The following is a 23389-nucleotide window of genomic DNA, read 5'->3' as shown; positions in this document are numbered from 1 at the left end:
TTTAGTCGTAGCGATGCCCGACGAGGGTTGTCAGAACCCCCGTGTTTTGGCGGGCTGCAGAAGAATTCAGTTCAGAATGGCGTCCCGACATCGCGCATTGAGGTGTTGCAGCGCCTGGCGTGCCAGTCGGGCGAAGTAGTCGGCGGCGGGGGCAATCAGCGCCTCATCCGGGGTAAAACTGGCATGGTGCAGACCAAAATCACTGGCGCTGCCGATACTGACAAACGCGCCTGGCACCTGTTGCAGATAGAACGCAAAATCCTCACCCAGCAGATGCAGTTCGGCGGACTGCACCCGATAGCCAGCCTGCTGCGCGACGTCACTGCTGAAGGTTGCCCAGTGGGCATCGTTGATTAGCACTGGCGGGCCGGGCTGCCAGCTCAGGGTCGCCTGCGCGCCATTGGCTTCAGCAAAGTGCTCAACCAGCGTACGCACCCGCTGTTCCAGTTCGGCACGCAGTTGTAAATCGTGCGTGCGGGCGGTGCCGCCAAACTCAACGCCGCCCGGCAATACGTTCCAGCTTTTGCCGCCGTCGATGCGGGTAATGCTCAGCACCAGACTGTCCAGCGCACTAAAGCTGCGGCTGGTGAGTCCCTGTAAGGCCTGGATGATCTGGCTGGCGGTGACAATACTGTCCACGCCCTGCTCCGGATACGCGGCATGTGCGCCTTTGCCGGTGACGCGAATAATAAATTTGTCCGTATTGGCGTAAAACGCCCCGCTGCGGGTAGCAAACGTACCAACAGGCAGTGAAGGCTCGTTGTGCATGCCGAAAATAGCCTGCACCTCATCCAGCACGCCCGCCTCGATAAACTGGCGTGCTCCGCGAGCAATCTCTTCAGCGGGCTGAAAGAGGATGCGCACCCGACCAGGCAACTGATCGGCCTGGTCGTTAAGCTGTAACGCCGCGCCCAGCATCACAGCGCTATGGAGGTCGTGACCGCAGGCGTGCATCACACCGGGATGACGAGAATGAAAACGCACACCGCTCGCTTCATGGATTGGCAACGCATCGATGTCGGCGCGCAGGGCGATGACGGTCTCTCCGCTGCCAATTTCCGCCACAAGACCCGTCTCAAGGGGATAGTCGAGCAGCCTGATGCCCGACGCCTGCAACCAGCCCCGCAGCCGGGCGGTGGTGGCGAACTCCTGACCCGACAGCTCTGGCCAGGTGTGCAGTTCACGCCGCCATTCAATCAGTTGTGATGCATTGCTCATGATGACTCTCCACTCAGACTCAGGCTGCAACCAGATGATGTGTAGCCAGCAACTCCAGTGACTGCAGGCGGGCAACCGGCTCGGTAATCGGCGTGTCGATAACGAACTCATCAATGTCGAAATTATGGTGCAGCGCATCAAGCTGGGCATGAACCTGTGCTGCGGTGCCTTTCAGCAGTGACGGTGTGCGCGGCTCAATCTGATAATCGCGATATCCACCCTGCCGCACATAGCGCTCAGCCTGTTCCAGACTCGCGACGTTAACGCCAGGTCCGTCTTTCACCGACACATGATAATGACGCAGCGTGGAAACCAGCAGGTCAGCCTGGGCGGGCGAGTCGGCCACCACTACCTGAACAGCCACCAGAGCGCGCTGGCCGTTACTGAGGTGAGAGAAAGTACTCAGTGCATGCTCCAGCAACTGGCGGTCGCCATTGAGATGAGCTGCAAAGACAAACTGCCAGCCCAGACTTGCCGCCAGCCGGGCGCTCTCTTCACTGGCGCCCAGCAAAAATCGGTTAGCAGGACGTGATGGCAGCGGCGTCGCGGCTAAACCTTCGACATCAGGCTGCGCCTGTGTGGGTTTAAGCCAGCTATCCAGCAGTTGAAGCTGTTCGGCAAAGCTCCCTTTTTTAGCCGCATCGACACCCTGTTGCAGTGCATGGGTAGAAAGTGGCAGTCCGCCCGGCGCTTTGCCCACACCAATATCAATGCGGCCCGGTGCCAGTGAGGCGAGCAGGTTAAAGTTTTCCGCCACTTTATACGGGCTGTAGTGCTGCAACATCACCCCGCCCGATCCGACGCGAATATGGCGGGTCTGGGCAATGATCCAGGCAATCAATACCTCAGGTGAAGGACTGGCCAGCTGCGCGGTGTTGTGATGTTCCGCCAGCCAGAAGCGGTGATAACCCCACTCCTCTGCTAGCTGTGCCAACTGCAGCGTACGCTGCAGTGCTGCTACAGGCGACTCGCCATGCAGCACGGGCGCCTTATCTAACAGACTTAATCGATATGCCATTCACCTGGTCCTTGTTCATTCCGGTTGCGGACCAGTGTGCTGCGCAGTCGATAATTGGTAAAACATCATATTGTTTTATGCTTTATTGAATTCGTCATAATGGGGAACAGTGAGAAGTGAAAGAGGGAAAACGGGCTCTGAAACAGGGAATCAGGCAGATATTTTGCGTATAACGTTTTTCGATGCCTGATATTCAGGTGAGTAAAATCGGCGAACTGGCAAAGGTCTGCAGAAAATCGTCTTACGTATGGAGAGATGACAGTTGTTATTAGCCGCGACTGCAGGAATTTCATTCATCAGGGATGGAGCATTATTGAGTCGACTCTTACCGGGGCAGAAAAATGAGACAGGAAAATAAGTCTTGTAAGCATTCGTACAAGTCAGAGGCTACACAGCATGTAGCCTCCGGAATACTGTTAACTGGCCGTAACCTGGCTGATCATTACGCCCTTGATTGTGCTGTTTTCACGATAATATTGAAGGCAATTCAACTGAGTAAATCCTCCGTATCGACGTGAATTATTGCAATACTGGTTAATTTTCCCTTCTGGCTTACTGGAGAACATCGAGAACAGAGTGTCTGAAGATGCGTTGAGTAAAGGGATGCCTGTAACAGAGACATTCAAATACCCTTGATATTCAGAACACTCTTTTTTCGTTCCCTCGCTCGCAATGGCTATCATCGTTAAGTCTCCCTGCCCCATCTCGTTATCTGAAATAAACCAGAAGTTTACATTTCTGGATGTCAGGCAGAACCACGATGCCTGATTATCGTGGTTAACTACAGCTCCGGTTTGTTTTGCAATGTCTTCAAGGCGGCTAAACTCCATGGCAAAAAGCCTGTCACCAATGATTACTTCGGGAACTAATTCTTTGCGTGTGTCGTGATAAGTGACTGATGATTTGTCATCATAATAACTGGCGCCGAAGCCTGTCATCTGAGCAGCCATCACAGCAGGAGAAAATATTGTAATGATAAGAAGTGATTTCATTTAACATTTAACTCCCTGTCACCACTTGCCCATATGCTTTTTCGTACACTGAGTGAAGCGATTATACAACCTTCAGATGAATCCAGTGGATGCTTCTTGCTTGCTCCATGAATACGAAACGCAGAGCGGCCACACATGGCATTGCTCAGAGCGGGTGTGAGATCGAGAGTATATTTTCCGGTGTGAACTGAATTATGCGGAGAACCAATGGTATAATTACCCCTGGGTAGTGGGCCTTTGCTGCTTACACATTCCTGAGAAAAATCATTCTTATAACCTGTCGCCCCGGCGTAATCTGCGGTGTATGTTTCACCATTGCGGCTGAAGGTGTGTGATGTGACATCATATTCCCATGCCATTATCCATTCCTCTCATTCCATGAATCAGAATAAATGACATTACCGTCCAGATAATGCCATGTAATTTTTTTATAGGAAAAATCAATAAACTCAACATGATTGTGCCTGGCCCACTGGTGTTTTTTAACATCCATCATCAGGGAATTTACTTCTGTAACCTTAATGTTCTCAAGGCTGGTTCGAAAATACTCCTCCTCCTGTCCGTTATTATTTATTCTATAGAATTTAAATACTGCTGACTTTAGTGTTTGCCCCGTAGACAGGGCTTTGTAAAGCCAGGGAGAAGAACTATCAATTTCTTTCATAAATGAGAATGAACTATGTAAGCATTTTGCGGTGATTTTTCCGGTTAAAGTCTCTGTAGGTTGTTCAATAGAGTGCATTAGTTCGCTAACTTCTATACTTCCCTCTCTGCCTTTTACATCAACGCTTCCTTTTATGGTCTTACCACTATCATCCATAAGCCATAGCTAAACTGGAATAGCCATTACTAACTCCCTTTTATTATCAGACAGTGTAATAATCATCTGTTATATCTTTTTAGCAAGAGAGTATTGGAAGATTTTTTGATATCAATCAAGTGATGGCATTTCTTTGGATTTTAGCGAAAAAACAAGTTAAGTCATCGAGTAATTACTCATGTAAATTAAAATCATAATGATATTGAAAAATTTTATTTTTAGATGAAAGATCATTTTGTCTGATGATACCGAAAGCGGCTGATTAAAGCATGCTGCCTGGCATACTTGCTTACACGCCAAAGCGCAAACTCTATCCCGGAGTCAGCTGATTCAGGATCGCTTGCCTGTTGATGTCTGCGCAAAGTAATAGCGTTGATATACGTAAAAACAGGTGTCTAAAGCGTATTTTCTAAGGCCGTTGCGAGTTTTGTTTCAACGGGAAAAAGCGGGTGTTGATAAGCGCCACATTCACTTCACAGGGAACGCCGTCGTCGAGATAAACGGTTTCATTGAGCTGAATGACAGCATCCCCTTCCGCTAAATTAAGCAGAGTCAGCGTCTGTGAATCAGCGAGATTCACGGCCGTCAGATGCTGATCCCTGAGCTGCACTTTCTTACCGGTAACCTCTTCAATATAGCCATATTTTGAGACCTCCAGCTTGCTGAATTCCAGGCTATTAAACATATTCACCGGCAGGTGAATATGTTCCAGAGCCACGGGGATATCATCGAAACACATCAGGCGTAAAATTTTATAAATCTGATCGCTGTTTTTAATACGGAGCGCCTGCGCCATATCGGCTGAAGGGACTTTAATTATGCTGACCGAAATGATTTTCCTGACGCCTTTATGCCCCTTTCGTTGCGCCTGAAAATCAAACGGTGAAAGCACATGATATCTGTGCGCCTGACTGCTCACTTCAGTAGAGCCCACAAAGATACCTGAACCTTTGACGCGATAAATTCTCTGCTGCTCAACCAGAATACGTGTCGCTTCACGAACCGTCGCACGGGTAATGCCGATATTTTTTGCGATGGATATTTCGGTATCCAGCTTTTCTCCGGGGAGAAGGCCATCATCCTTAATTTTATTGAGGATGTAATCAACAACCTCTTTTTGCTTTTCTGTGATGCCATCAGCCATCGAATGTCTTCCTGTATGCGTGAAGGTGGAACGCCATCAATCCGTATCAGTACAGTTCTGCCTGACATTGCCGGATAAGTACTAATTCGGCGACCTGAATATGTGACCAACTTATCAAGTTGGCACTGATGTTAAGGCTGTTCAGCGATATTTTGACTTTACAGGTTGTGTCCATACACATCGAGGGACATCATCAGGATGACTAGACATCTTCAACATGTACAGATGTGATGACGAAGATGAAATACAACCTTACGTCCACGGTCAGCAACTAACTTTCTCGTAACACTATGAGAAGAGGCTTTTTTAATCATCTTAAGCCCTTCATTATCCTGAGCTTCGGTTGTCAGCAGGCTCAGTTAAAAAGTGGTGAAGCAGGAGTTTTGAAAAACTGACTGTACATACTCAGGCATTTTGAGGGAGATCAAAGCGATGTCACACCTGGCGAAGTGGTTAAACAATGAGAAAGTCCAGTACGTTGAACGCGTTGCGGACTGGCAGGAAGCGATAGCGATAGCCGGGCGACCTCTGCTCTGTGAAGGCGCAATATCGCAGGATTATATTGATGCCATTATTCGACAGAAAGAGGAGATCGGTCCCTTTTTTGTTATCGCGCCGCAGATTGCCATGCCTCACGCGCGCCCGGAACAGGGTGCGCACAAACTGGGTTTGTCGATTGTGCTGCTGGGCACACCTGTAAATTTTGACTCTGAAGAGAACGATCCGGTAAAGGCGATTTTTATGTTTGCGGCACCGGACAGTAATAGCCATATCGAAATGATTTCCCAACTGGCGGAAGTGCTGTCCGATGAAGAGATCATGGCTCGGATCTTTAATGCGAGCAGCCAGGACGCGCTCATGACGATTTTATCAGACGTCTGATCCGCCCGTTAAAAGCGACTTTTAATCAACAGTTAATGAGGTTTGATATGAAGATTATGGCAGTGTGTGGTTCAGGCCTGGGCAGCAGCTTTATGATGGAAATGAACATCAAAAAAGTGCTTAAAACAATCGGCGTTGAAGCGGAAGTTGAACATTCAGATCTTGGTTCTGTTACGCCTGATGTGGCGGATGTTTTTGTGATGGCAAAAGATATTGCCTACAGCGCAAACCTGCCGGAACAGAAGGTCATCATCATCAACAATATTATCGACCTGAAAGAAGTGGAGCAAAAAATACGCGAGTATTTTGAGAAAAACTGACGGTAATAATCAGATAAACGCCTTACCTCGAGGTTAATATGTTTACTCAAAATCTTTTGCAGTTCGTCGTCGATGTACTGAAAGTGCCCTCAATCCTGGTCGGACTGGTGGCATTTTTCGGACTGATTGCGCAGAAAAAGCCGTTTCCAGATGTGATTAAGGGCACGGTAAAAACTATTCTGGGCTTTCTGGTGCTGGCAGGTGGCGCGACCGTTCTGGTCGGTTCCCTGACGCCACTGGGCGACATTTTCAAACATGCGTTTGATGTTCAGGGCATCATTCCAAATAACGAAGCAATGGTCTCTATCGCGCTGGCTAAATATGGCGCGCCAACCACCATGATCATGGCCTTCGGCATGGTTGCCAACATTGTGGTTGCCCGATTCACCCGACTCAAATATATCTACCTGTCAGGACATGTGACGTTTTACATGGCCTGTATGATCGCGATTATTTTATCGGTTGCTGGTTTTGAAGGTATTCAGCTTATTTATACCGGGTCACTGCTGTTAGGTATTCTGATGGCCACCTTCCCGGCTATCGCTCAGCCCTATATTCGCAAGATCATCGGAGGTGACCATGTCGCGCTGGCGCATACCGGGACAATAGGTTATGTCTTATCAGGTTGGATCGGCTCTTTAGTTGGTAAAGGTTCGAAATCCACCGAAGAGATGAATATGCCAAAAAACCTGAGTTTTTTGCGCGACAGTACAATCTCTATCTCCCTGACGATGATGATTATTTACTTAATCCTGTCGGTGTCTGCCGGTAAAGAGTACGTAGAGTCTAACTTCAGCAATGGTCAGAACTACCTCGTTTATTCCTTCATTCAGGCCATTACCTTTGCCGCAGGCGTCTTTATTATCCTGCAGGGCGTGCGTTTAATTCTGGCTGAAATCGTTCCGGCCTTTACCGGCTTTTCAGAAAAACTAGTGCCGGAAGCCAGACCCGCGCTCGATTGCCCGATTGTCTTCCCCTATGCGCCGAATGCGGTGCTGGTTGGCTTTATCTCCAGCTTTGTCGGTGGTCTGGTCGGACTGTTTGTCCTGGGTCAGCTGCATTGGGTCTTGATTCTGCCGGGTGTTGTTCCTCACTTCTTCTGTGGTGCGACAGCTGGCGTGTTTGGTAATGCGACCGGCGGCAAACGCGGAGCAATCTGTGGCGCCTTCGCTCATGGCCTGTTAATCACCTTCCTGCCTGTCGCCCTGTTGCCGGTGCTCGGACAGATTGGACTGACCAACACCACTTTCTCGGATACGGACTTTGGCGTAACAGGCATCCTGCTCGGTAATATGGCGCACTTTATGGATAAGGGAACCATTACCCTGATTATCACCGGCATTTTTGGCCTGCTTGTGGTTTATAACTTCATGGCCAAAAAGAAAGTTCCTGCTGAAACAAATGAAGTGTAATCAGCCGCTGTAATGCTAACCGGAAAAGGCCCTCCGCCTTTTCCGGTTTTTCACACCCGACCAGACTGACCGAACCCCCGGTATTCTCACACTTACTGGCTGCAGCGCGCCAATCCTGATATCGATTAATGTCATTTCTCCCCTTTGTTTTGCCCATACGCTGACGCACAACGCCATTGCTCCCCTCATTTCTGGTTCAACCCGGTCCTGATTTTCCATAAAAAAAGGACTATTCCGAACGTAAAAAGTGATCTGAATCACATTTTCAACATTAGGCATACTAATAAATAAAATTTAACAACAAAACATTTGAATGATAATGATTAACATTTACACTCTCATCCGCATATAACAAAGCGTTAAACGCTGCCAAATCCACAAATAATATGCGGTATTTTCTCTTTTTAAGGTGAAAACCCTAACCCACGTAATGGTCAGGGTTTTTATCTGGTTAGTTAGTTTTATGTTTACTGGAGTTGTTGAGCGGATTTCTAACGCTGCTGACGCGGTGTCGGCAGGGTCACTGATATTCACGCACAGGAACTGAAAATGCTTTTACGCTCATCCACTCAGACGGTACTGGACCTCGCGCCAGCCTCCAATGCCAGCGGAGCCGAAACGGCTATTTTTAACGATCAGCAACTGGCGGCCTGGTCGCAGCAGACTCAGGAGGTGCTGTCGCTGATGACGCGCACCGTTACTGGCGTAGAGAAGCCTTTCAGCGGGATTCTGCCCCACGAACTGGCGGCGGCGTTCAGCGATGTCGATCTCGATCGTCCGCTGGGCAATAACGATGACGCGCTGGCAGAGCTGAGTCAGCTCTATTTGCGTGACGCCGTCTGGTTCCACCACCCTAAATACCTGGCGCATCTGAATTGCCCGGTCGTGCTGCCCTCTCTGATGGCCGAGCAGATTATGGCGGCAGTGAACAGTTCGGTCGATACCTGGGATCAGAGTGCCGGCGGCACGCTGATTGAGCAGAAGGTGATCGACTGGACGCTGGGCCGTATTGGTCTGCCTGCCGGATCGGATGGGATCTTTACCAGCGGCGGCACCCAGTCCAATCTGATGGCAATGCTGCTGGCGCGTGACAGCTGGTGCGCGGAACATCATCCGGGGCATCTGATCAAACATCGCGGCCTGCCGGAGACAGCGCCGAAGTGGCGGGTATTTACCTCGAAACTCAGCCACTTCAGCATTCAGAAGTCGATGGCGATTCTGGGTCTGGGCTATGACGCGGTTATCGCCGTTGATCACGACGACCACTACCGCATGGACGCAAAATGCCTGGAAAAAGAGATCGCACGCTGCCGCAGTGAAGGGCTAATCCCGATTGCCGTAGTCGCCACCAGCGGCACCACAGACTTTGGCAGCATCGATCCGCTGCCCGAAATCGCCCGTCTCTGTGACGATCACGGTCTCTGGATGCATGTTGACGCCGCTTACGGCTGCGGCCTGCTGGTTTCTGAGAATCATCGCGCACGGCTGAACGGCATTGAGCATGCTGACTCCGTCACTGTCGATTATCACAAATCGTTCTTCCAGACTGTCAGCTGTGGCGCCTTCTTTGTGCGCGACAGTCATGACCTGAAGCATGTCACGCACCATGCAGATTACCTGAATCCACTCAGCGCTCAGCAGGAAGGCACGCCCAATCTGGTGAACAAAAGTATTCAGACCACCCGCCGTTTTGACGCCCTGAAGATGTGGCTGACACTGCGTGTGATGGGCCCCGCGGCGCTGGGTGACGCCTTCGATACGCTGATAGATCTGACCCAGGCCACGCACCAGCTGTTAACGGCGCATCCTGCCATTGAAGTGCTGCATGCGCCTGAGCTGACGACCCAGATTTTCCGCTACGTTCCCGGCAAACATGCCAGCGACGCGCAGATCGACGAGATCAACGCTGCCATCCGTAAAGCGCTGTTCCGTTCCGGTAATGCGGTGATTGCGGGCACAAAAGTCGACGGGCGTCAGTATCTGAAATTTACCCTGTTAAATCCCACCACGACCACTGCCGACATTGAAGATGTACTGAGCCTGATTGCGCACTATGGCCGCGAACAGGTGCGTGCCTCTGCGCTGAGCGCGGCGAATCATGGAGAGATCTGAAATGAATAATCCTGTTTACGATTTTATTGGTATCGGCATCGGCCCGTTCAACCTGAGCCTGGCCTGTCTGAGCGAGCCGGTTGAGGGGCTGAATGGTCTCTTCCTGGATGAGAATCCGGGCTTTGACTGGCACACCGGCATGATGCTGGAAAATGCGCATCTTCAGACGCCGTTTATGGCCGACCTGGTGACGCTTGCCGACCCCACCAGCCCGTATAGTCTGCTCAACTACATGAAGGAAAAGGGAAAGTTATACTCTTTTTATATCCGTGAAGATTTCTTCCTGATGCGCAAAGAGTATAACCAGTACTGCCAGTGGGCCAGCTCGCGGCTCTCCAATCTGCGCTGGAACAGTCATGTCGAGTATGTCAGCCATGATGAGGCCACCGGGATCTATCATCTTCAGGTGACCGACACCCGAACGGGTGAAAAACTGCGCTATCAGGCGCGTCATCTGGTTCTCGGCACCGGGCCTAAAGCCTGGATGCCAGCGTGCAGCCAGCCGCATCGTCAGCGCCTGACGCACTCCAGCCACTATCTGGCTAACAAAGCAGAACTGCAGCAGAAGCGTTCAATTACCGTACTGGGCAGCGGCCAGAGCGCCGCAGAAATTTACTACGACCTGCTGACCGATATTGACCGCTTTGGTTATCAGCTCAACTGGATCACCCGCGCGCCGCGCTTCTATCCGCTGGAGTACACCAAGCTCACGCTGGAGATGACCTCACCAGAGTGGGTCGACTATTTCCACGCCCTGCCCGCCACCACCCGTGATGAGCTGAATGCGCGCCATAAGAATCTCTACAAAGGCATCAACAGCAGCTTAATCAATGACATTTATGACCTGATGTATGTCAAACAGCTCGACGGCGATCTCAACGTCAACCTGTTTACCCACTCGGCGCTGACCGCGATGCGCTGGCTGCCGCAGGGCGAATTCGAGCTGACGCTACATCAGGAGGAGCAGGATTGCACCTTCACCCGTCGCTCTGAAGGACTGGTGATGGCGACCGGCTATCACTATCAGCCACCAATGTTTTTAGAGGGCATTACCGCACGCCTGCGCTGGGATGACAAAGGCCGCTACGACGTGCAGCGCAACTACAGCATCGATCATCATAATCAGATTTTCGTACAGAACGCCGAACTGCATACCCACGGCTTTGTCACGCCGGACCTCGGCATGGCTTGCTACCGCAACTCTGTACTGCTGCGTGAACTGACCGGACGCGAGGTCTATCCGATTGAGCGCCAGATCGCCTTCCAGACCTTCCCGGCAAAATCGGAGCACTGAGATGAAATCACTAACACTGTTCAGTGCCGACCGCCCCGCAGGACGATTTACCCTGAGACCGATGCTTGAGAGTGATGCGCCGCTAATCCACAGCTGGGTTACCCGCGATTACGCCCGCTTCTGGGGCATGCAGCAGCAGAGCCTGGAGCAGGTCGCGGCGTTCTACCAGACGCTGACGGCAACGGATCCCCATGCAGCGCTGATTGGCTGCTGCAATGATCAGCCCGTCTGCCTGATTGAGTGCTACCGCGCCTGTGACGACGAGGTTGGCAAGTTTTATCCGGCCGCGTCCGATGATTACGGCATGCATATTCTGATTGCCCCAGCCAGCCAGCCGATCAAAGCCTTTAGCTGGCAGGTCTTCACGCTGGTGATGGACTACATGTTCAGCCGTCCAGAGGTGCGTCGCGTGGTGGTCGAGCCAGACGTGCGCAATGAAAAAATTCACGTGCTGAATAAACGCGCCGGATTCCGCTACCAGCACACTATCGACATGGGCCATAAAACCGCCTGGCTGGCCTTTTGCCAGCGGGAAGATTATCAACACGCGTTACAGCAGGAGTCGCAGACCATGAACATTCTCCCTTCACTGACCGACGGCACGCATCTGACGGGCGACCACTGGGCGCAGGCAAACCGCATGCTGATCCGCAAGGCAATTGCTGAGTTCGCGCATGAAAAAATCATTGCGCCGCAGGAAACGGGTGATGGCAGCTATCAGCTGGCCGTGCCGGGCGGAGAAGCGACATATCATTTTCACGCCGCGCGGCTGGCACTGGATCACTGGGAGATCGACGCAGATTCACTGCGCAAGCAGGAGAACGGTCATGCGCTGCCGCTGGATGCGCTGAAGTTTATCGTGGAGTTCAACGGGGTGATCGGGATTCCGCAGGCGCTGCTGGCGACCTACATGGAAGAGATCAGCAGCACCCTGTGCAGCAGCGTATATAAGCTGCAGAAGAATAACCCTGACAGCCAGGCGCTGGTCGCAGCTGATTTCCAGACGGTAGAAGCGGCAATGACCGAAGGCCATCCCTGCTTTGTTGCCAACAACGGACGTATTGGCTTCGATGCACAGGACTATCTGGCCTATGCGCCGGAAGCGGCCGCACCCGTGCATCTTATCTGGGTCGCGGTGCACCGCCGCAACGCCCATTTCTCCAGCCTCAGCGAGTTGAGCTATGAGCAGCTGATGCGTGATGAGCTGGGCGACACTACCGTGGAACAGTTCAATGCGCAGATTGTGAATAAAGGGCTGGCGACAGAGGACTATATCCTGATGCCGGTACATCCGTGGCAGTGGCAGAACAAACTGCTGACCGTGTTTGCGGCCGACATTGCCAGCCACGATATTGTTTATCTCGGCACCGGCGACGATACTTACCAGGCGCAGCAGTCCATCCGTACCTTCTTTAACCGCAGCCAGCCTGAAAAGCGTTACGTGAAAACCGCGCTGTCAGTACTTAACATGGGCTTTATGCGCGGCCTGTCGCCCTACTACATGGCGACAACACCTGCGATAAATGGCTGGCTGGAACAGCTGGTGGCGGGGGATGCCTGGCTGAAACGCTGTGATTTCCGCATCCTGCGTGAAGTTGCGTCAGTTGGCTATCACAACCGCTACTACGAGCAGGCGATCAAAGGCGATTCGGCCTATAAAAAGATGTTTGCAGCGCTGTGGCGCGATAATCCAGCCGCCAGCCTGCAACCAGGCCAGCGTCTGATGACGATGGCCTCTTTCCTGCACGTCGATCACCACCAGCAGCCACTGCTGCCCGCGCTGATCGCGGACTCCGGTTTACCTGCTAAGCAGTGGATTGAACGCTATCTGACCTGCTATCTTAGCCCGCTGCTGCACTGCTTCTATCAGCACGATTTGGTGTTTATGCCGCACGGTGAAAACCTGATCATGCTGCTGGAGAACAACGTTCCGGTCAGCGCCTATATGAAGGATATCGGCGAAGAGATCGCCGTGATGAACCCTGACGCGGTGCTGCCGGAAGGCGTGCAGCGCCTGGCCGTCGAGGTGCCGGAAGAACTTAAGTTACTCTCTATCTTCACCGATGTGTTTGACTGCATCTTCCGCTTTATCAGCACGATTCTGGATCAGTCAGAGACACTGCCGGAAGACGATTTCTGGCAGGCAGTGGCGCAGTGCGTGAAGGATTACCAGCAGGCGCATCCGGAGCATGCGACTAAGTTCGCGCGCTATGACATGTTCGCGCCCGAGTTTACCCGCTCCTGCCTGAACCGCCTGCAGCTGGCGAATAACCAGCAGATGATCAACCTCTCCGATCCCGCCGAGAACCTGAAGTTCGCTGGCACATTGATCAACCCGATTGCCCGCTGGCGCTAAGCGTTACACTGTCACTCGATTATTATGCGGTCACCCTGGTGGCCGCTTTTTTTAATGGTTTTATTGCAGGAATCTTTAATGGCTTCTTTTCAACCGCTGGCAACGCTGACCCGGCGACATCTGATCTTTCCGCTATCGCTGGTATTGTTCGAGTTCGCCACCTATATCGCGCATGACATGATCCAGCCCGGCATGCTGCTGGTGACGCAGGAATTCAAGGTCGGCCCGGAATGGGTTTCCACCTCGCTGACCGCCTATCTGGCGGGGGGCATACTGCTGCAGTGGCTATTGGGTCCGCTCTCGGATCGCATCGGACGGCGTCCGGTGCTGCTCAGCGGCGTGGCCTTTTTTATGCTCTCCTGTATCGCGACCCACTGGGTGCAGAGCATTGAGCAGTTTGTCCTGCTGCGGTTTCTGCAGGGAATCAGCCTCTGCTTTATCGGTGCGGTGGGTTACGCAGCGGTGCAGGAGGCATTTACAGAGTCGCTGAGCATTAAAATGATGGCGCTGATGGCCAACGTCGCATTGCTGGCCCCGCTGGCCGGGCCACTGGCGGGTGCGGCTTTTCTGACCGTGGGAGAATGGCGCACCCTTTTCTGGCTGATTGGTGCGGTTGCGGCCCTGGCGCTGGCCGGGTTGTGGTATGCCATGCCTGAAACGGCGGGCGACCGTCAGAAACCGCTGTCGCTGCGATCGATTATCAGCGGTTACGCGGCGTTGCTGAAGGATCGTCAGGTGATGCGTGGTTCACTGGCAATCGGACTGGTCACCGTGCCCTGCATCGCCTGGGTGGCGCTATCACCAGTGATTTTGATCCACGGCGCGCAACTTAGCCGCATCCACTATGCCCTGCTTCAGCTGCCGGTCTTTGCCGCGATGATTGCGGGCAATCTGATGCTGGGGCGATTGTCCAGCCGTCTGCCGATTGAACAACCGGTACGGCTTGGTGCCTGGCCCGTGGTCTGCGGACTGGCTATTGCGGTGGTCGCTACTTTGCTGGATCCGCAAAGTTATCTATGGCTCACCGCCGGAATGAGTCTTTACGGCTTCGGCACCGGGCTGATTAATGCCGGACTGTATCGCATGACGCTGTTTTCAAGCAGCGCCGGAAAAGGCAGCGTGGCGGCAATGCTGGGTATGGTAAGCATCCTGATTATTGCGCTGGGCATTGAAGCCGCCAAAACCGCATATTTCAGCTTTGGAACCGGCGGCTTTAGCCTGGTGAACCTGATCTGCGGGTTGCTGTGGCTGGGTCTGGTGAGTGCGTTCCTGCGTGCCGGACAGCGTAAATTATGTGCCGAATTGTAATAACGCCCCTGCAGGTCGTTAAGAAAATATAAATCCGCGGAATGGCAGATGTTTATTTGCCATTCCGTACATTCAAACCATTCATAAATTCCCACCCACTCCCGCATTTATTATTTTCAGATAAGCTTTGACCAAATCGTTACTTTATCTGTGTGTTGCGTCATTCGATGATGATTCCGCCTGCTGAGGCAATTGATAACAAAGGAATTCACCATGACGACGTTATTTCCCCTTAAACCACGCGCACAGACGCTGGTTTTTACCTTACTTACCGGGATTCTCACCTTTAATGCAGTGGCCACGCCGGTTAAAGGCGGCACGCTGATTTATCTTGAACAGCAGGCACATACCAACCTTTATCCGCCAGCCGGGGGCTTTTACCCGAATGGCGGCATTCTCAATCAGATCACCGATAAATTAACCTGGCAGAATCCTGAAACATTACAGGTTGAGCCCTGGATTGCGGAAAGCTGGACCACCAATGCCGATAAAACGGAATACACCTTTAAATTACGTCCGGGTGTGACTTTTTCTGACGGCACACCATTAGATGCCAACGCGGTGGCGAAAAACTTTGATACCTACGGGCTGGGAAATAAAGCGCTGCGCCTGCCGGTTTCAGAAGTGATTAATAACTACGACCACAGTGAAGTGATTGATCCGCTGACGGTGAAGTTTTATTTCAAAAAACCCTCGCCTGGATTTTTGCAGGGCACCGCCACCATTGGCTCCGGCCTGGTGTCGCTGAGTACCCTGGCACGCAGTTTCGATCAACTGGGTGATGCCCGGCATATCATTGGTTCCGGACCATTTGTGGTCAGTGATGAGAAGCTCGGTCGTGAAGTTGATCTGGTGGCGCGCAAAGCGTACCAGTGGGGCCCGAAAAACATCAGGCAGCAGGGTCCGGCTAACCTCGACGGAATTAAAGTGATTGTGACGCCGGAAGACAGCGTGCGCATCGGTGCGCTGCTGGCGGGCCAGGCGGGACTGATTCGTCAGGTGCAGGCTTATGATGAGAAGCAGGCGAAAGATCAGAACTTCCCGGTTTATGCCGCGCCGACCCGTGGCGTCAACGACAGCCTGAGCTTCCGTCCTGATAATCCGCTGGTGAGTGATATCCGGGTGCGTCAGGCGCTGCTGCACGCCACCAATGCGAAGCAGGTGGTTGAAACGCTCTTCTCTCCCAACTATCCGCAGGCAACCTCGGTCGTCGCGACCACCGCTGCCGGCTACGTCAATCTGGCGGACAAACTGACGTTTGATCTGGCGAAAGCTAAGGCATTGCTCGACCAGGCGGGCTGGAAACCGGGCGCAGATGGCATCCGTGAAAAAGCGGGCCAGCGACTGGCTCTGACCGTCTATGAATCCCTGCCGCAGCCGCAGAACAAAGAGGTGCTGCAACTGGTCGCGCAGCAGTGGCGACAGGCGGGGGTTACCCTCACCGTCAAAGCGGGTGATGCGGGCAGCAAAACGCTGGATAACCTCGATCCCCTGAAGACGCCGCTTAACGTCACCGAAGTTGGTCGCGCCGACCCCGACGTGATCAAAAGCAGCTTCTACCCGGCTAACCGCGACAACCTGCTGCAGAAAGGCGGCTCCAGCGACAAAGTAAAAAACTTCCGTGACGACAAACTCAATCAGCTGCTGGTGGATGTCTCCTCCGAAGTTGATCCGGCAAAACGGCTGCAGCTGACCGGTGATGTTCAGCGCTATCTGCTGGACCAGGCCTATGTAATTCCTATCTTTGAAGAGCCGCAGGTTTATGCAGGCGCGCCCTGGCTGAAAGGGGTCAGTTTTGAAGCGGTAGGCCGTCCGGCGCTGTATGGTGCCTGGCTGGAAAAACAGTAACCGGAGGTGAGGATGCGCCACTATCTGCTGCAACGCGCCGGTCTGGGACTGCTGGTACTCTGGGCTGCCTTTACCCTGTCATTTGTGCTGTTGCAGGTGCTGCCGGGTGATGCGGTGCTGATAAAGTTTCAGAATCCGGATCTCGGCCTGAGTCCACAGCAGATTGCTGAAATGCGTCAGGCCTATGGCGCAGACAGCCCGCTGTGGCAACAGTATCTGCATACGCTGGCGGCGATGCTGCATGGCGACTTCGGCTATTCGGTGCAGGCGGGCGTGCCGGTCAATGAACTGCTGACCAGCAACCTGCCCGGCACGCTGCGACTGGCGCTGTGCGGATTCCTGCTGGCAACGCTGCTGGCTTTCGTACTGGCGGCCCTCTCAAGGCTGCCCGCCCTGCGCTTCCTGCGTAATCTGCTGCAGTCCCTGCCCGCGCTGTTTATCTCCGTGCCGACCTTCTGGCTCGGCATCGCCCTGATTCAGCTCTTCTCATTCCAGCTGCGCTGGATCCCGGTCATCAATCCCTCGCCGTGGCAGGGACTGATTCTGCCCATTATCACCGTCGCCGTTCCGATCTCAGCGCCGCTGGCACAGATTCTGCTGCGCAGCATTGATGAGGTTTCCACCCGACCTTTCGTGGCAGTGGCGCGGGCCAAAGGTGCCAGCGAGCACTATGTCCTCTGGCGGCATATCCTGCGTAACGCGATGCTGCCGGTGCTTACCGTAGCGGGACTGCTGCTGGGGGAACTGATTGCCGGCGCGCTGATTACCGAAACGGTCTTTGGCCTGGGGGGGCTGGGTCAGCTGACGCAGCAGGCGGTGAACAATCAGGATGTGGCGGTGTTGCAGGCGGTAGTGATGATCTCCGCGCTGGGTTTTGTGGTGATCAACCTGCTGGTGGATCTGCTGATGCCGCTGTTTGACCCGCGCTTACAGCTCTTAAGAGGTGCAACATGAGTCTGGTTGATTACGCGGCCGCCCGGCAATCCGTCTCGTCTAAGCGTTACCGCTTCGCGCCGGGCCTGTGGCTCGCTGTATTCGTGATGGTGCTGGCCGTGCTGGCGGCCCTTTTTCCGGCCCTTTTTACCCAGGCTAACCCGCTGGAAGGCATCGCGGGCGCACAGCGACTGGCACCGCAGGCCGGACACTGGCTCGGCACCGATCAACTGGGCCGCGATCTCTTTTCCCGCATTGTTTACGGCGCGTCACATTCCCTCTCTGCCGCCGTCATATCAGTGGCAATCGGTCTGCTGGCCGGAACCGCGCTAGGCGTCCTGGCAGGCGCCACGGGCGGAAAAACTGAATCGATAGTGATGCGCGCTGTGGATGTATTACTGGCGATCCCCTCACTGCTGCTCTCCCTGAGCGTACTGATTCTGCTCGGCTTCGGCACCCTGAATGCCGCGCTCGCAGTGGGCATCGCCTCCATTGCCAGCTTCGCCCGGTTGGCACGGGCCGAAGTGGTGCGCATCCGCCACAGCGAGTATGTCGAAGCCGCTTACGGCAGCGGCGGCCGGTTTTTCAGCGTGCTGTGGCGTCACATTCTGCCCAATGCACTGACGCCAGTGATCGCCTATGCCGCCCTGCAGTTTGGTCAGGCTATTCTGGCGCTGTCGACCCTGAGTTTTCTCGGCTACGGCACGCCGCCGCCGATTCCGGAATGGGGTCTGTTAATCGCTGAAGGCCGTAATTATCTGGCTACCGCCTGGTGGCTGACCACATTTCCTGGTGTGGTGGTAGTGGCTGTCGTGCTCGCTGCGAACCGCATCAGTCAGCAACTTTCAGGAGGACGCCGATGAGCGCTCAGCCGTTACTCGCCGTCAACAACCTGACGTTAAGCTATCGCCGCGGCAACCAGTGGCAGCCGGTGGTGAATAACGTCAGCTTCGAACTGCACGCCGGTGAGATGGTGGCACTGGTCGGCGAATCCGGTTCCGGCAAAACCACCACGGCACAGGCCATTATGGGCCTGATGGCAGAAAACGGCCGCCGCGAAGCGGGCGAAATCCGGCTCAACGGCGTTGATATCAGCCAGTGGTCGCAGAAGCGCGTCGACTCGCTGCGCGGTGCGCGCATCAGCCTGGTGCCGCAGGATCCCGGCAACTCACTGAATCCGGTTAAAACTGTCGGCGAACAGGTGGAGGAGATCCTGCGCCTGCATCTGCGATTACCGGCAGCACAGCGCAAGCAAAGGGTCATTGATCTGCTGACCCGCGTCGGTCTCAGCCACCCGGAACAGCGGGTCAGGCAGTTTCCACATCAGCTCTCAGGCGGCATGAAGCAGCGTGTTTTAATCGCTATCGCCCTCGCCCTGCAGCCGGAGATCATTATTGCGGATGAGCCGACCAGCGCACTGGATGTCACGGTGCAGAAGCGCATTCTCGATCTGCTGGATGACCTGCGGCAGGAGTCTAATACCGCCGTGCTGTTTGTCACCCATGACCTGGCGCTGGCAGCACAGCGTGCAGACCGCATCATTGTTTTTCGCCACGGTGAAATTCAGGAAGCGGGACGCACCGCCCAGGTCATCAGCGCGCCATCACATCCCTACACCCGTCAGTTACTGAACGATGCTGCGCCAGAGCGACCGGCCCGCGTAAAACCTGCGGCCGCCCGTTTTTCTGCCCCGGCAATTCGGGCAACCGGCGTGATGAAAAGCTTTTCGCTGGGTAAACAGCAGCGGTTACAGGCGCTGAATAACGTCAGTTTTCAGGTGGCACGTGGCACCACGCATGCGCTGGTCGGCGAATCCGGATCCGGAAAAACGACGCTGGCACGTATCATTCTGGGCTTTGAAACCGTCGATAGAGGCGCAGTGACGCTGAACGGCATTGTAGTCAATGGATTGCGCGGCGAGGCAATGCGTCAGCTGCGCCGTAAGATCCAGTTTGTCTATCAGAACCCGTTTTCCTCGCTCGATCCCCGTCAGACGCTCTATGCGATTATCGAAGAACCTCTGCGTAACTTTGACCGGCTGAACCGCAGCCAGCGCCGCGAACGGGTGGTAGCGATCACCTCGCGGGTGGCGCTGCCGCTCTCTCTGCTGTCACGTCAGCCGCATGAACTTTCGGGCGGTCAGCGGCAGCGTGTCGCCCTGGCGCGAGCGCTGATCTGTGAGCCTGAAATCCTGGTGCTGGACGAGGCGACGTCGGCGCTGGATGTCACGGTGCAGGCACAAATCCTCAACCTGTTGCAGCAGCTTCAGGCCGAACTGGGGCTGACTTATCTCTTTATTACGCACGATCTGGCGACGGTGCGACAGATTGCTGACAGCATCACCGTATTAAAAGCGGGCGAAGCGGTAGAACAAGGTGACGTTGTCACGATATTCAGCGCACCTCAGCATCCCTACACGCGCGAACTGATCGGTGCAATTCCTCCGCTCATTCCGTTAACGCATAAGGAGTCAGCATGAGCCGACGTCTCGGATTTTTTACCCGACTGCTGGATAACGTCCCGGCTAAACAGCGCTATCAGTTGGCCACTGAGCAGATTCAGCATGCCGAGCACTGTGGCTTTGATACGGCATGGATTGCTCAACATCACTTTCATGAGGATGAGGGCGGACTGCCTTCGCCACTGGTTTTTCTGGCGCACGCCGCCGCCCATACCCGCACCATACGGCTCGGCACTGCCATCATCACGCTACCGATGGAAAATGCATTACGGGTCGCAGAAGATGCCGCAGTACTGGATTTGCTGTCGGACGGACGGCTGGAGATCGGGCTGGGTTCGGGCGGCACGCCGGACTCGTTTTTACCCTTTGGCCTGATGCCTGGCGAACGCGGCGCGGCATTTGCAGAGAATCTGCATACGCTGCTTAGTGCCTGGCGCGGTGATTCGCTGGGTCATCCTGATAATCATCTTTATCCTGCCGCGCCGCAGCTCGCCGGACGCGTGTGGATCGCCACCTTTTCGGTTGAGGGCGCAATCCGTGCCGGCCAGGGCGGACACGGTCTGATGCTGTCGCGCACCCAGCCACGACCAGCAGGCCAGGCCGGACTTCCGCTCGATGCGCTGCAGAATCCGCTGATTGATGCCTATCTCGCGGCACTTCCGGCGGGAATTGAGCCGCGTATTCTTGCCTCCCGCACTGCATTTGTCGCGGATTCAGACCACTACGCGCGTCAGATCGCTGAACCGGGCATTCGCAAGCAGGCTGCTCAGTACCGTGGCGAAATACGCGGGGAAAGCTTTGATGACCTGCTGGCACAGTTTGATGCCCATGTTGGCGGCATCGATCAGGTCGCGCGCTCGCTGGTGCAGGACAGCGTGCTGCCTCGCGTCACCGACATCTCATTCCAGGTGCATTCAGCAGAGCCTTCGCATGCCGATACGCTGCGCTCGATTGAGCTGATTGCCGGACATATTGCGCCCGCACTTCGTGCTGCTGGCGAACCCGACAGGAGAATTTCATGAGTCAACCTGACGATTTGATTGCCACACTGGCCGATATCGACCCCGATTCCGGACTGGCCCACGCGCGCCAGACACGCCACGCCGCGACGCGCCATGCCCAGGGCAGCTACGAGGTGCTGTTCAGCCAGGGCGATGACGATTTTCCGTTAACCGAGCGGCGCCTTCTGGCGGCAAAGGTCGCAGACTGGCATGGACAGCCTGGTCTGCAGGCGCACTATCAGCCGCAGCAGCCCGTGCCCGATAGTGATCGGATTAGTGCCGCGCTGAATTTCGCGCATCGCCTCACCTTCGAGCCGGTTGCCGCCACACCTGCCGATCTGGAGGCGCTGAAGCAGGCGGGCTGGAGTCCGCGTGGCATTGTCACGCTGGCGCAACTGGTGGCGTTCGTCAGTTTTCAGAGCCGGATAATCACAGGCCTGCGCAGCCTGCAGGGCCATGAAGCAGCGGTTGAAGCTGCACCGGTCGTCGCCGGTCACTGGCATGAGGCACTGCAGACCGCCAGCGGCAAAACGGCGCTGACCGCGTTTACGCAGCAGGAACTCGGCTGGGAGCCGTGGCTGCCCGCCAGACCGCTGGCTGAGTTCAGTGAGGAGGAGCAGGCGATACTGGCAAAATTTGGTCACACCGATTCCGACTATTTCCGTCTGCTGGGGCGTAACCTGCCGCTGCTGGAGCAGCGTACCCTGACCGACAAAGGCATTTTCTACACCGCTGGCGGGCTGCCGCGCGCCGAGCGTGAGCTGGCCGCCACGGTGGTCAGTAAGGTCAACGGCTGTATTTATTGCGCCTCGGTTCATGCGCGTAAAGCCAGCCAGCTTTCAAAGCAGGATGACGCAATACAGAAGCTGCTGAATGTCGCGCCCGGCGCAGTGTTATCCCACGGACACACTGCCCGCTGGCAGGCGATCATCGCCTTTTCGGCAGCGCTGTCGCTGACCCCTGCGCAACCTACGCAGTCGCAGATCGCTGCACTGCGTGAGCAGGGTCTGGATACGCTCGACCTGCTCGACCTGATTCAGTCCACCGCCTTCTTTGCCTGGGCCAATCGCCTGATGCTCACGCTGGGCGAGCCTTTTCTGCCGGAATAACAGGGATAAACATGACATTGCCTTTAACTGAACAACTGGTGCAGTGGCGTCGCGAACTGCATCAGCATCCGGAACTTTCAAACCATGAATTTGCCACAACTGAGCGTATTGCCGGCTGGCTTGAACAGGCGGGTATCCGGCTATTGCCGCTGGGACTTAAAACCGGCGTGGTGGCAGAAATCGGTCACGGTGAATCACTGATTGCCCTGCGCGCGGATATTGATGCGTTACCGATTGATGAAATCACCGATCGCCCGTGGCGATCGCAGGCGCCGGGCGTCATGCACGCCTGCGGTCATGACCTTCACAGCGCAGTAATGCTGGGCGTCGCCCTGCAGCTTAAACAGCAGGAAGCCACGCTGCCAGGCCGGGTGCGGATTCTGTTTCAGCCCGCTGAAGAGACGTTTAATGGCGCACGTCAGCTGATTGATGCCGGTGCGCTGGAAGGCGTACAGGCGATATTTGGCCTGCACAATGCGCCCGACCTGCCGCTCGGTACGCTGCGTAGTCGGGCGGGCGCGTTTTATGCCAACGTCGATCGCTTTGTGATCCGTGTTGAAGGTAAAGGCGCGCATGCGGCACGACCGCAGGAGGGTATCGATTCGATTGTGATTGCCAGCCATATTGTGACCGCTTTACAGACGCTGCCGAGCCGGGTTTTCAGCTCGCTGGAGACGGTGGTGCTGAGCGTGACGCGCTTTACCGCCGGAAATACCTGGAACGTGTTGCCGCAAAGCGTTGAGCTGGAAGGCACCGTGCGCACCCACAATGGTGAGATCCGGGCGCAGATCCCACACCGCATCCGCTCGCTGATTCAGGGCATCGCCGCCGGATTTGGCGCGACCGCGGAGCTGGCGTGGACCGAGGGGCCACCTGCCCTGATTAACACCCCAGGCTGGGTGGATTTGGCACTGGAAATCGCACAGCAGAGCGGTTATCTCGCGGAGCATGCTGAGTCACCGCAGATGGGCGGAGAAGATTTTGCCTTCTATCTGCAACAGGTGCCGGGCGCTTTTGTCAGTATCGGCAGCGCCAGCGAATTTGGCCTGCATCACGCCGCCTTCGATCCGGATGAAGCACTGATCGGCCCGGCAGTAGAATACTTCACGCAGCTGGTCCCGCGCGCGTTGCAGATTGTGGCGGCGCAATGACCAGGAAAAG

At 54.8% G+C, this 23389-nt stretch carries 20 protein-coding genes; 14 read left to right on the top strand and 6 right to left on the bottom strand.

The features are described 5' to 3' along the window. Positions 1-66 precede the first annotated feature (66 nt). From AC6I8J_RS20005 to AC6I8J_RS19980, 6 genes are all read right to left on the bottom strand, one after another. Positions 67-1218: an amidohydrolase gene (locus AC6I8J_RS20005; protein ID WP_222925741.1), complete on the bottom strand. Its 1152-nt coding sequence runs from the start codon at positions 1216-1218 to the stop codon at positions 67-69. A 19-nt stretch (positions 1219-1237) separates the two neighbouring features. Then, positions 1238-2236, bottom strand: a complete 999-nt coding sequence (locus AC6I8J_RS20000) for an MsnO8 family LLM class oxidoreductase (protein ID WP_497825761.1) — start codon at positions 2234-2236, stop codon at positions 1238-1240. Between the two features lie 416 nt (positions 2237-2652). Beyond that, on the bottom strand, positions 2653-3228 hold the full coding sequence (locus tag AC6I8J_RS19995) for a hypothetical protein (RefSeq protein ID WP_497825760.1): 576 nt from the start codon (positions 3226-3228) through the stop codon (positions 2653-2655). Beyond that, positions 3225-3587, bottom strand: a complete 363-nt coding sequence (locus AC6I8J_RS19990) for a tlde1 domain-containing protein (RefSeq protein ID WP_161736785.1) — start codon at positions 3585-3587, stop codon at positions 3225-3227. The genes AC6I8J_RS19995 and AC6I8J_RS19990 overlap by 4 nt, the downstream gene beginning before the upstream one ends. Then, complete coding sequence (gene tssD, locus AC6I8J_RS19985) at positions 3587-4048, bottom strand: type VI secretion system tube protein TssD (protein ID WP_262390938.1); 462 nt, start codon at positions 4046-4048, stop codon at positions 3587-3589. Before tssD ends, AC6I8J_RS19990 begins: the two co-directional genes overlap by 1 nt. A gap of 409 nt (positions 4049-4457) precedes the next feature. Further along, positions 4458-5192 (bottom strand): GntR family transcriptional regulator, encoded by a 735-nt coding sequence (locus tag AC6I8J_RS19980; RefSeq protein WP_222925737.1) that lies wholly within the window; start codon positions 5190-5192, stop codon positions 4458-4460. 432 nt (positions 5193-5624) lie between these two features. Here AC6I8J_RS19980 and AC6I8J_RS19975 point away from each other — a divergent pair, with 432 nt between their 5' ends. The 14 genes from AC6I8J_RS19975 (at position 5625) to AC6I8J_RS19910 (ending at position 23379) form a co-directional block, all read left to right on the top strand. After that, on the top strand, positions 5625-6074 hold the full coding sequence (locus AC6I8J_RS19975) for a PTS sugar transporter subunit IIA (RefSeq protein WP_497825759.1): 450 nt from the start codon (positions 5625-5627) through the stop codon (positions 6072-6074). Between the two features lie 47 nt (positions 6075-6121). After that, on the top strand, positions 6122-6394 hold the full coding sequence (locus AC6I8J_RS19970) for a PTS sugar transporter subunit IIB (protein ID WP_003855084.1): 273 nt from the start codon (positions 6122-6124) through the stop codon (positions 6392-6394). A gap of 38 nt (positions 6395-6432) precedes the next feature. After that, a complete protein-coding gene (ulaA, locus tag AC6I8J_RS19965; RefSeq protein WP_285088644.1) occupies positions 6433-7806 on the top strand; it encodes a PTS ascorbate transporter subunit IIC in 1374 nt (457 codons plus the stop codon). Positions 7807-8355: 549 nt separating this feature from the next. After that, positions 8356-9918, top strand: a complete 1563-nt coding sequence (locus AC6I8J_RS19960; protein ID WP_497825758.1) for a pyridoxal phosphate-dependent decarboxylase family protein — start codon at positions 8356-8358, stop codon at positions 9916-9918. 1 nt (position 9919) lies between these two features. Further along, a complete protein-coding gene (locus AC6I8J_RS19955) occupies positions 9920-11212 on the top strand; it encodes a lysine N(6)-hydroxylase/L-ornithine N(5)-oxygenase family protein (RefSeq protein ID WP_222925733.1) in 1293 nt (430 codons plus the stop codon). A 1-nt stretch (position 11213) separates the two neighbouring features. After that, positions 11214-13568 carry a GNAT family N-acetyltransferase gene (locus tag AC6I8J_RS19950; RefSeq protein ID WP_497825757.1) on the top strand — a complete coding sequence of 785 codons (2355 nt, stop codon included), beginning with the start codon at positions 11214-11216 and terminating at the stop codon, positions 13566-13568. A 78-nt stretch (positions 13569-13646) separates the two neighbouring features. Further along, entirely contained in the window at positions 13647-14876 is a 1230-nt protein-coding gene (locus AC6I8J_RS19945; protein WP_497825756.1) for an MFS transporter, read from the top strand. A gap of 213 nt (positions 14877-15089) precedes the next feature. Next, positions 15090-16724, top strand: a complete 1635-nt coding sequence (locus tag AC6I8J_RS19940; protein WP_497825755.1) for a TIGR04028 family ABC transporter substrate-binding protein — start codon at positions 15090-15092, stop codon at positions 16722-16724. A gap of 12 nt (positions 16725-16736) precedes the next feature. Next, entirely contained in the window at positions 16737-17678 is a 942-nt protein-coding gene (locus AC6I8J_RS19935) for an ABC transporter permease (RefSeq protein WP_440829615.1), read from the top strand. Further along, positions 17675-18520: an ABC transporter permease gene (locus AC6I8J_RS19930; protein WP_440829616.1), complete on the top strand. Its 846-nt coding sequence runs from the start codon at positions 17675-17677 to the stop codon at positions 18518-18520. Before AC6I8J_RS19935 ends, AC6I8J_RS19930 begins: the two co-directional genes overlap by 4 nt. Next, positions 18517-20136, top strand: a complete 1620-nt coding sequence (locus AC6I8J_RS19925; protein WP_497825754.1) for a dipeptide ABC transporter ATP-binding protein — start codon at positions 18517-18519, stop codon at positions 20134-20136. Before AC6I8J_RS19930 ends, AC6I8J_RS19925 begins: the two co-directional genes overlap by 4 nt. Next, on the top strand, positions 20133-21140 hold the full coding sequence (locus AC6I8J_RS19920; RefSeq protein WP_497825753.1) for a putative FMN-dependent luciferase-like monooxygenase: 1008 nt from the start codon (positions 20133-20135) through the stop codon (positions 21138-21140). The genes AC6I8J_RS19925 and AC6I8J_RS19920 overlap by 4 nt, the downstream gene beginning before the upstream one ends. Then, positions 21137-22228, top strand: a complete 1092-nt coding sequence (locus AC6I8J_RS19915; RefSeq protein WP_497825752.1) for an alkylhydroperoxidase domain protein — start codon at positions 21137-21139, stop codon at positions 22226-22228. Before AC6I8J_RS19920 ends, AC6I8J_RS19915 begins: the two co-directional genes overlap by 4 nt. An 11-nt stretch (positions 22229-22239) precedes the next feature. Further along, positions 22240-23379: an amidohydrolase gene (locus AC6I8J_RS19910; protein WP_497825751.1), complete on the top strand. Its 1140-nt coding sequence runs from the start codon at positions 22240-22242 to the stop codon at positions 23377-23379. Positions 23380-23389 lie beyond the last annotated feature (10 nt).

The sequence above is a fragment of the Pantoea sp. X-Soil-ISGK-355 genome (genome assembly GCF_059730805.1).
The sequence above is the reverse complement of the archived record's forward strand: the minus strand, read 5'-3'. Positions and strand labels throughout refer to the sequence as shown.

Coding starts and splice junctions, on each gene's coding strand:
- AC6I8J_RS19975 (WP_497825759.1), top strand. CDS start 5,625: ATGTCACACCTGGCGAAGTGGTTAAACAATGAGAAAGTCCAGTACGTT.
- AC6I8J_RS19925 (WP_497825754.1), top strand. CDS start 18,517: ATGAGCGCTCAGCCGTTACTCGCCGTCAACAACCTGACGTTAAGCTAT.
- ulaA (WP_285088644.1), top strand. CDS start 6,433: ATGTTTACTCAAAATCTTTTGCAGTTCGTCGTCGATGTACTGAAAGTG.
- AC6I8J_RS19955 (WP_222925733.1), top strand. CDS start 9,920: ATGAATAATCCTGTTTACGATTTTATTGGTATCGGCATCGGCCCGTTC.
- AC6I8J_RS19920 (WP_497825753.1), top strand. CDS start 20,133: ATGAGCCGACGTCTCGGATTTTTTACCCGACTGCTGGATAACGTCCCG.
- AC6I8J_RS20000 (WP_497825761.1), bottom strand. CDS start 2,236: ATGGCATATCGATTAAGTCTGTTAGATAAGGCGCCCGTGCTGCATGGC.
- AC6I8J_RS19980 (WP_222925737.1), bottom strand. CDS start 5,192: ATGGCTGATGGCATCACAGAAAAGCAAAAAGAGGTTGTTGATTACATC.
- AC6I8J_RS19910 (WP_497825751.1), top strand. CDS start 22,240: ATGACATTGCCTTTAACTGAACAACTGGTGCAGTGGCGTCGCGAACTG.
- tssD (WP_262390938.1), bottom strand. CDS start 4,048: ATGGATGATAGTGGTAAGACCATAAAAGGAAGCGTTGATGTAAAAGGC.
- AC6I8J_RS19990 (WP_161736785.1), bottom strand. CDS start 3,587: ATGGCATGGGAATATGATGTCACATCACACACCTTCAGCCGCAATGGT.
- AC6I8J_RS19945 (WP_497825756.1), top strand. CDS start 13,647: ATGGCTTCTTTTCAACCGCTGGCAACGCTGACCCGGCGACATCTGATC.
- AC6I8J_RS19930 (WP_440829616.1), top strand. CDS start 17,675: ATGAGTCTGGTTGATTACGCGGCCGCCCGGCAATCCGTCTCGTCTAAG.
- AC6I8J_RS20005 (WP_222925741.1), bottom strand. CDS start 1,218: ATGAGCAATGCATCACAACTGATTGAATGGCGGCGTGAACTGCACACC.
- AC6I8J_RS19935 (WP_440829615.1), top strand. CDS start 16,737: ATGCGCCACTATCTGCTGCAACGCGCCGGTCTGGGACTGCTGGTACTC.
- AC6I8J_RS19940 (WP_497825755.1), top strand. CDS start 15,090: ATGACGACGTTATTTCCCCTTAAACCACGCGCACAGACGCTGGTTTTT.
- AC6I8J_RS19970 (WP_003855084.1), top strand. CDS start 6,122: ATGAAGATTATGGCAGTGTGTGGTTCAGGCCTGGGCAGCAGCTTTATG.
- AC6I8J_RS19960 (WP_497825758.1), top strand. CDS start 8,356: ATGCTTTTACGCTCATCCACTCAGACGGTACTGGACCTCGCGCCAGCC.
- AC6I8J_RS19915 (WP_497825752.1), top strand. CDS start 21,137: ATGAGTCAACCTGACGATTTGATTGCCACACTGGCCGATATCGACCCC.
- AC6I8J_RS19995 (WP_497825760.1), bottom strand. CDS start 3,228: ATGAAATCACTTCTTATCATTACAATATTTTCTCCTGCTGTGATGGCT.
- AC6I8J_RS19950 (WP_497825757.1), top strand. CDS start 11,214: ATGAAATCACTAACACTGTTCAGTGCCGACCGCCCCGCAGGACGATTT.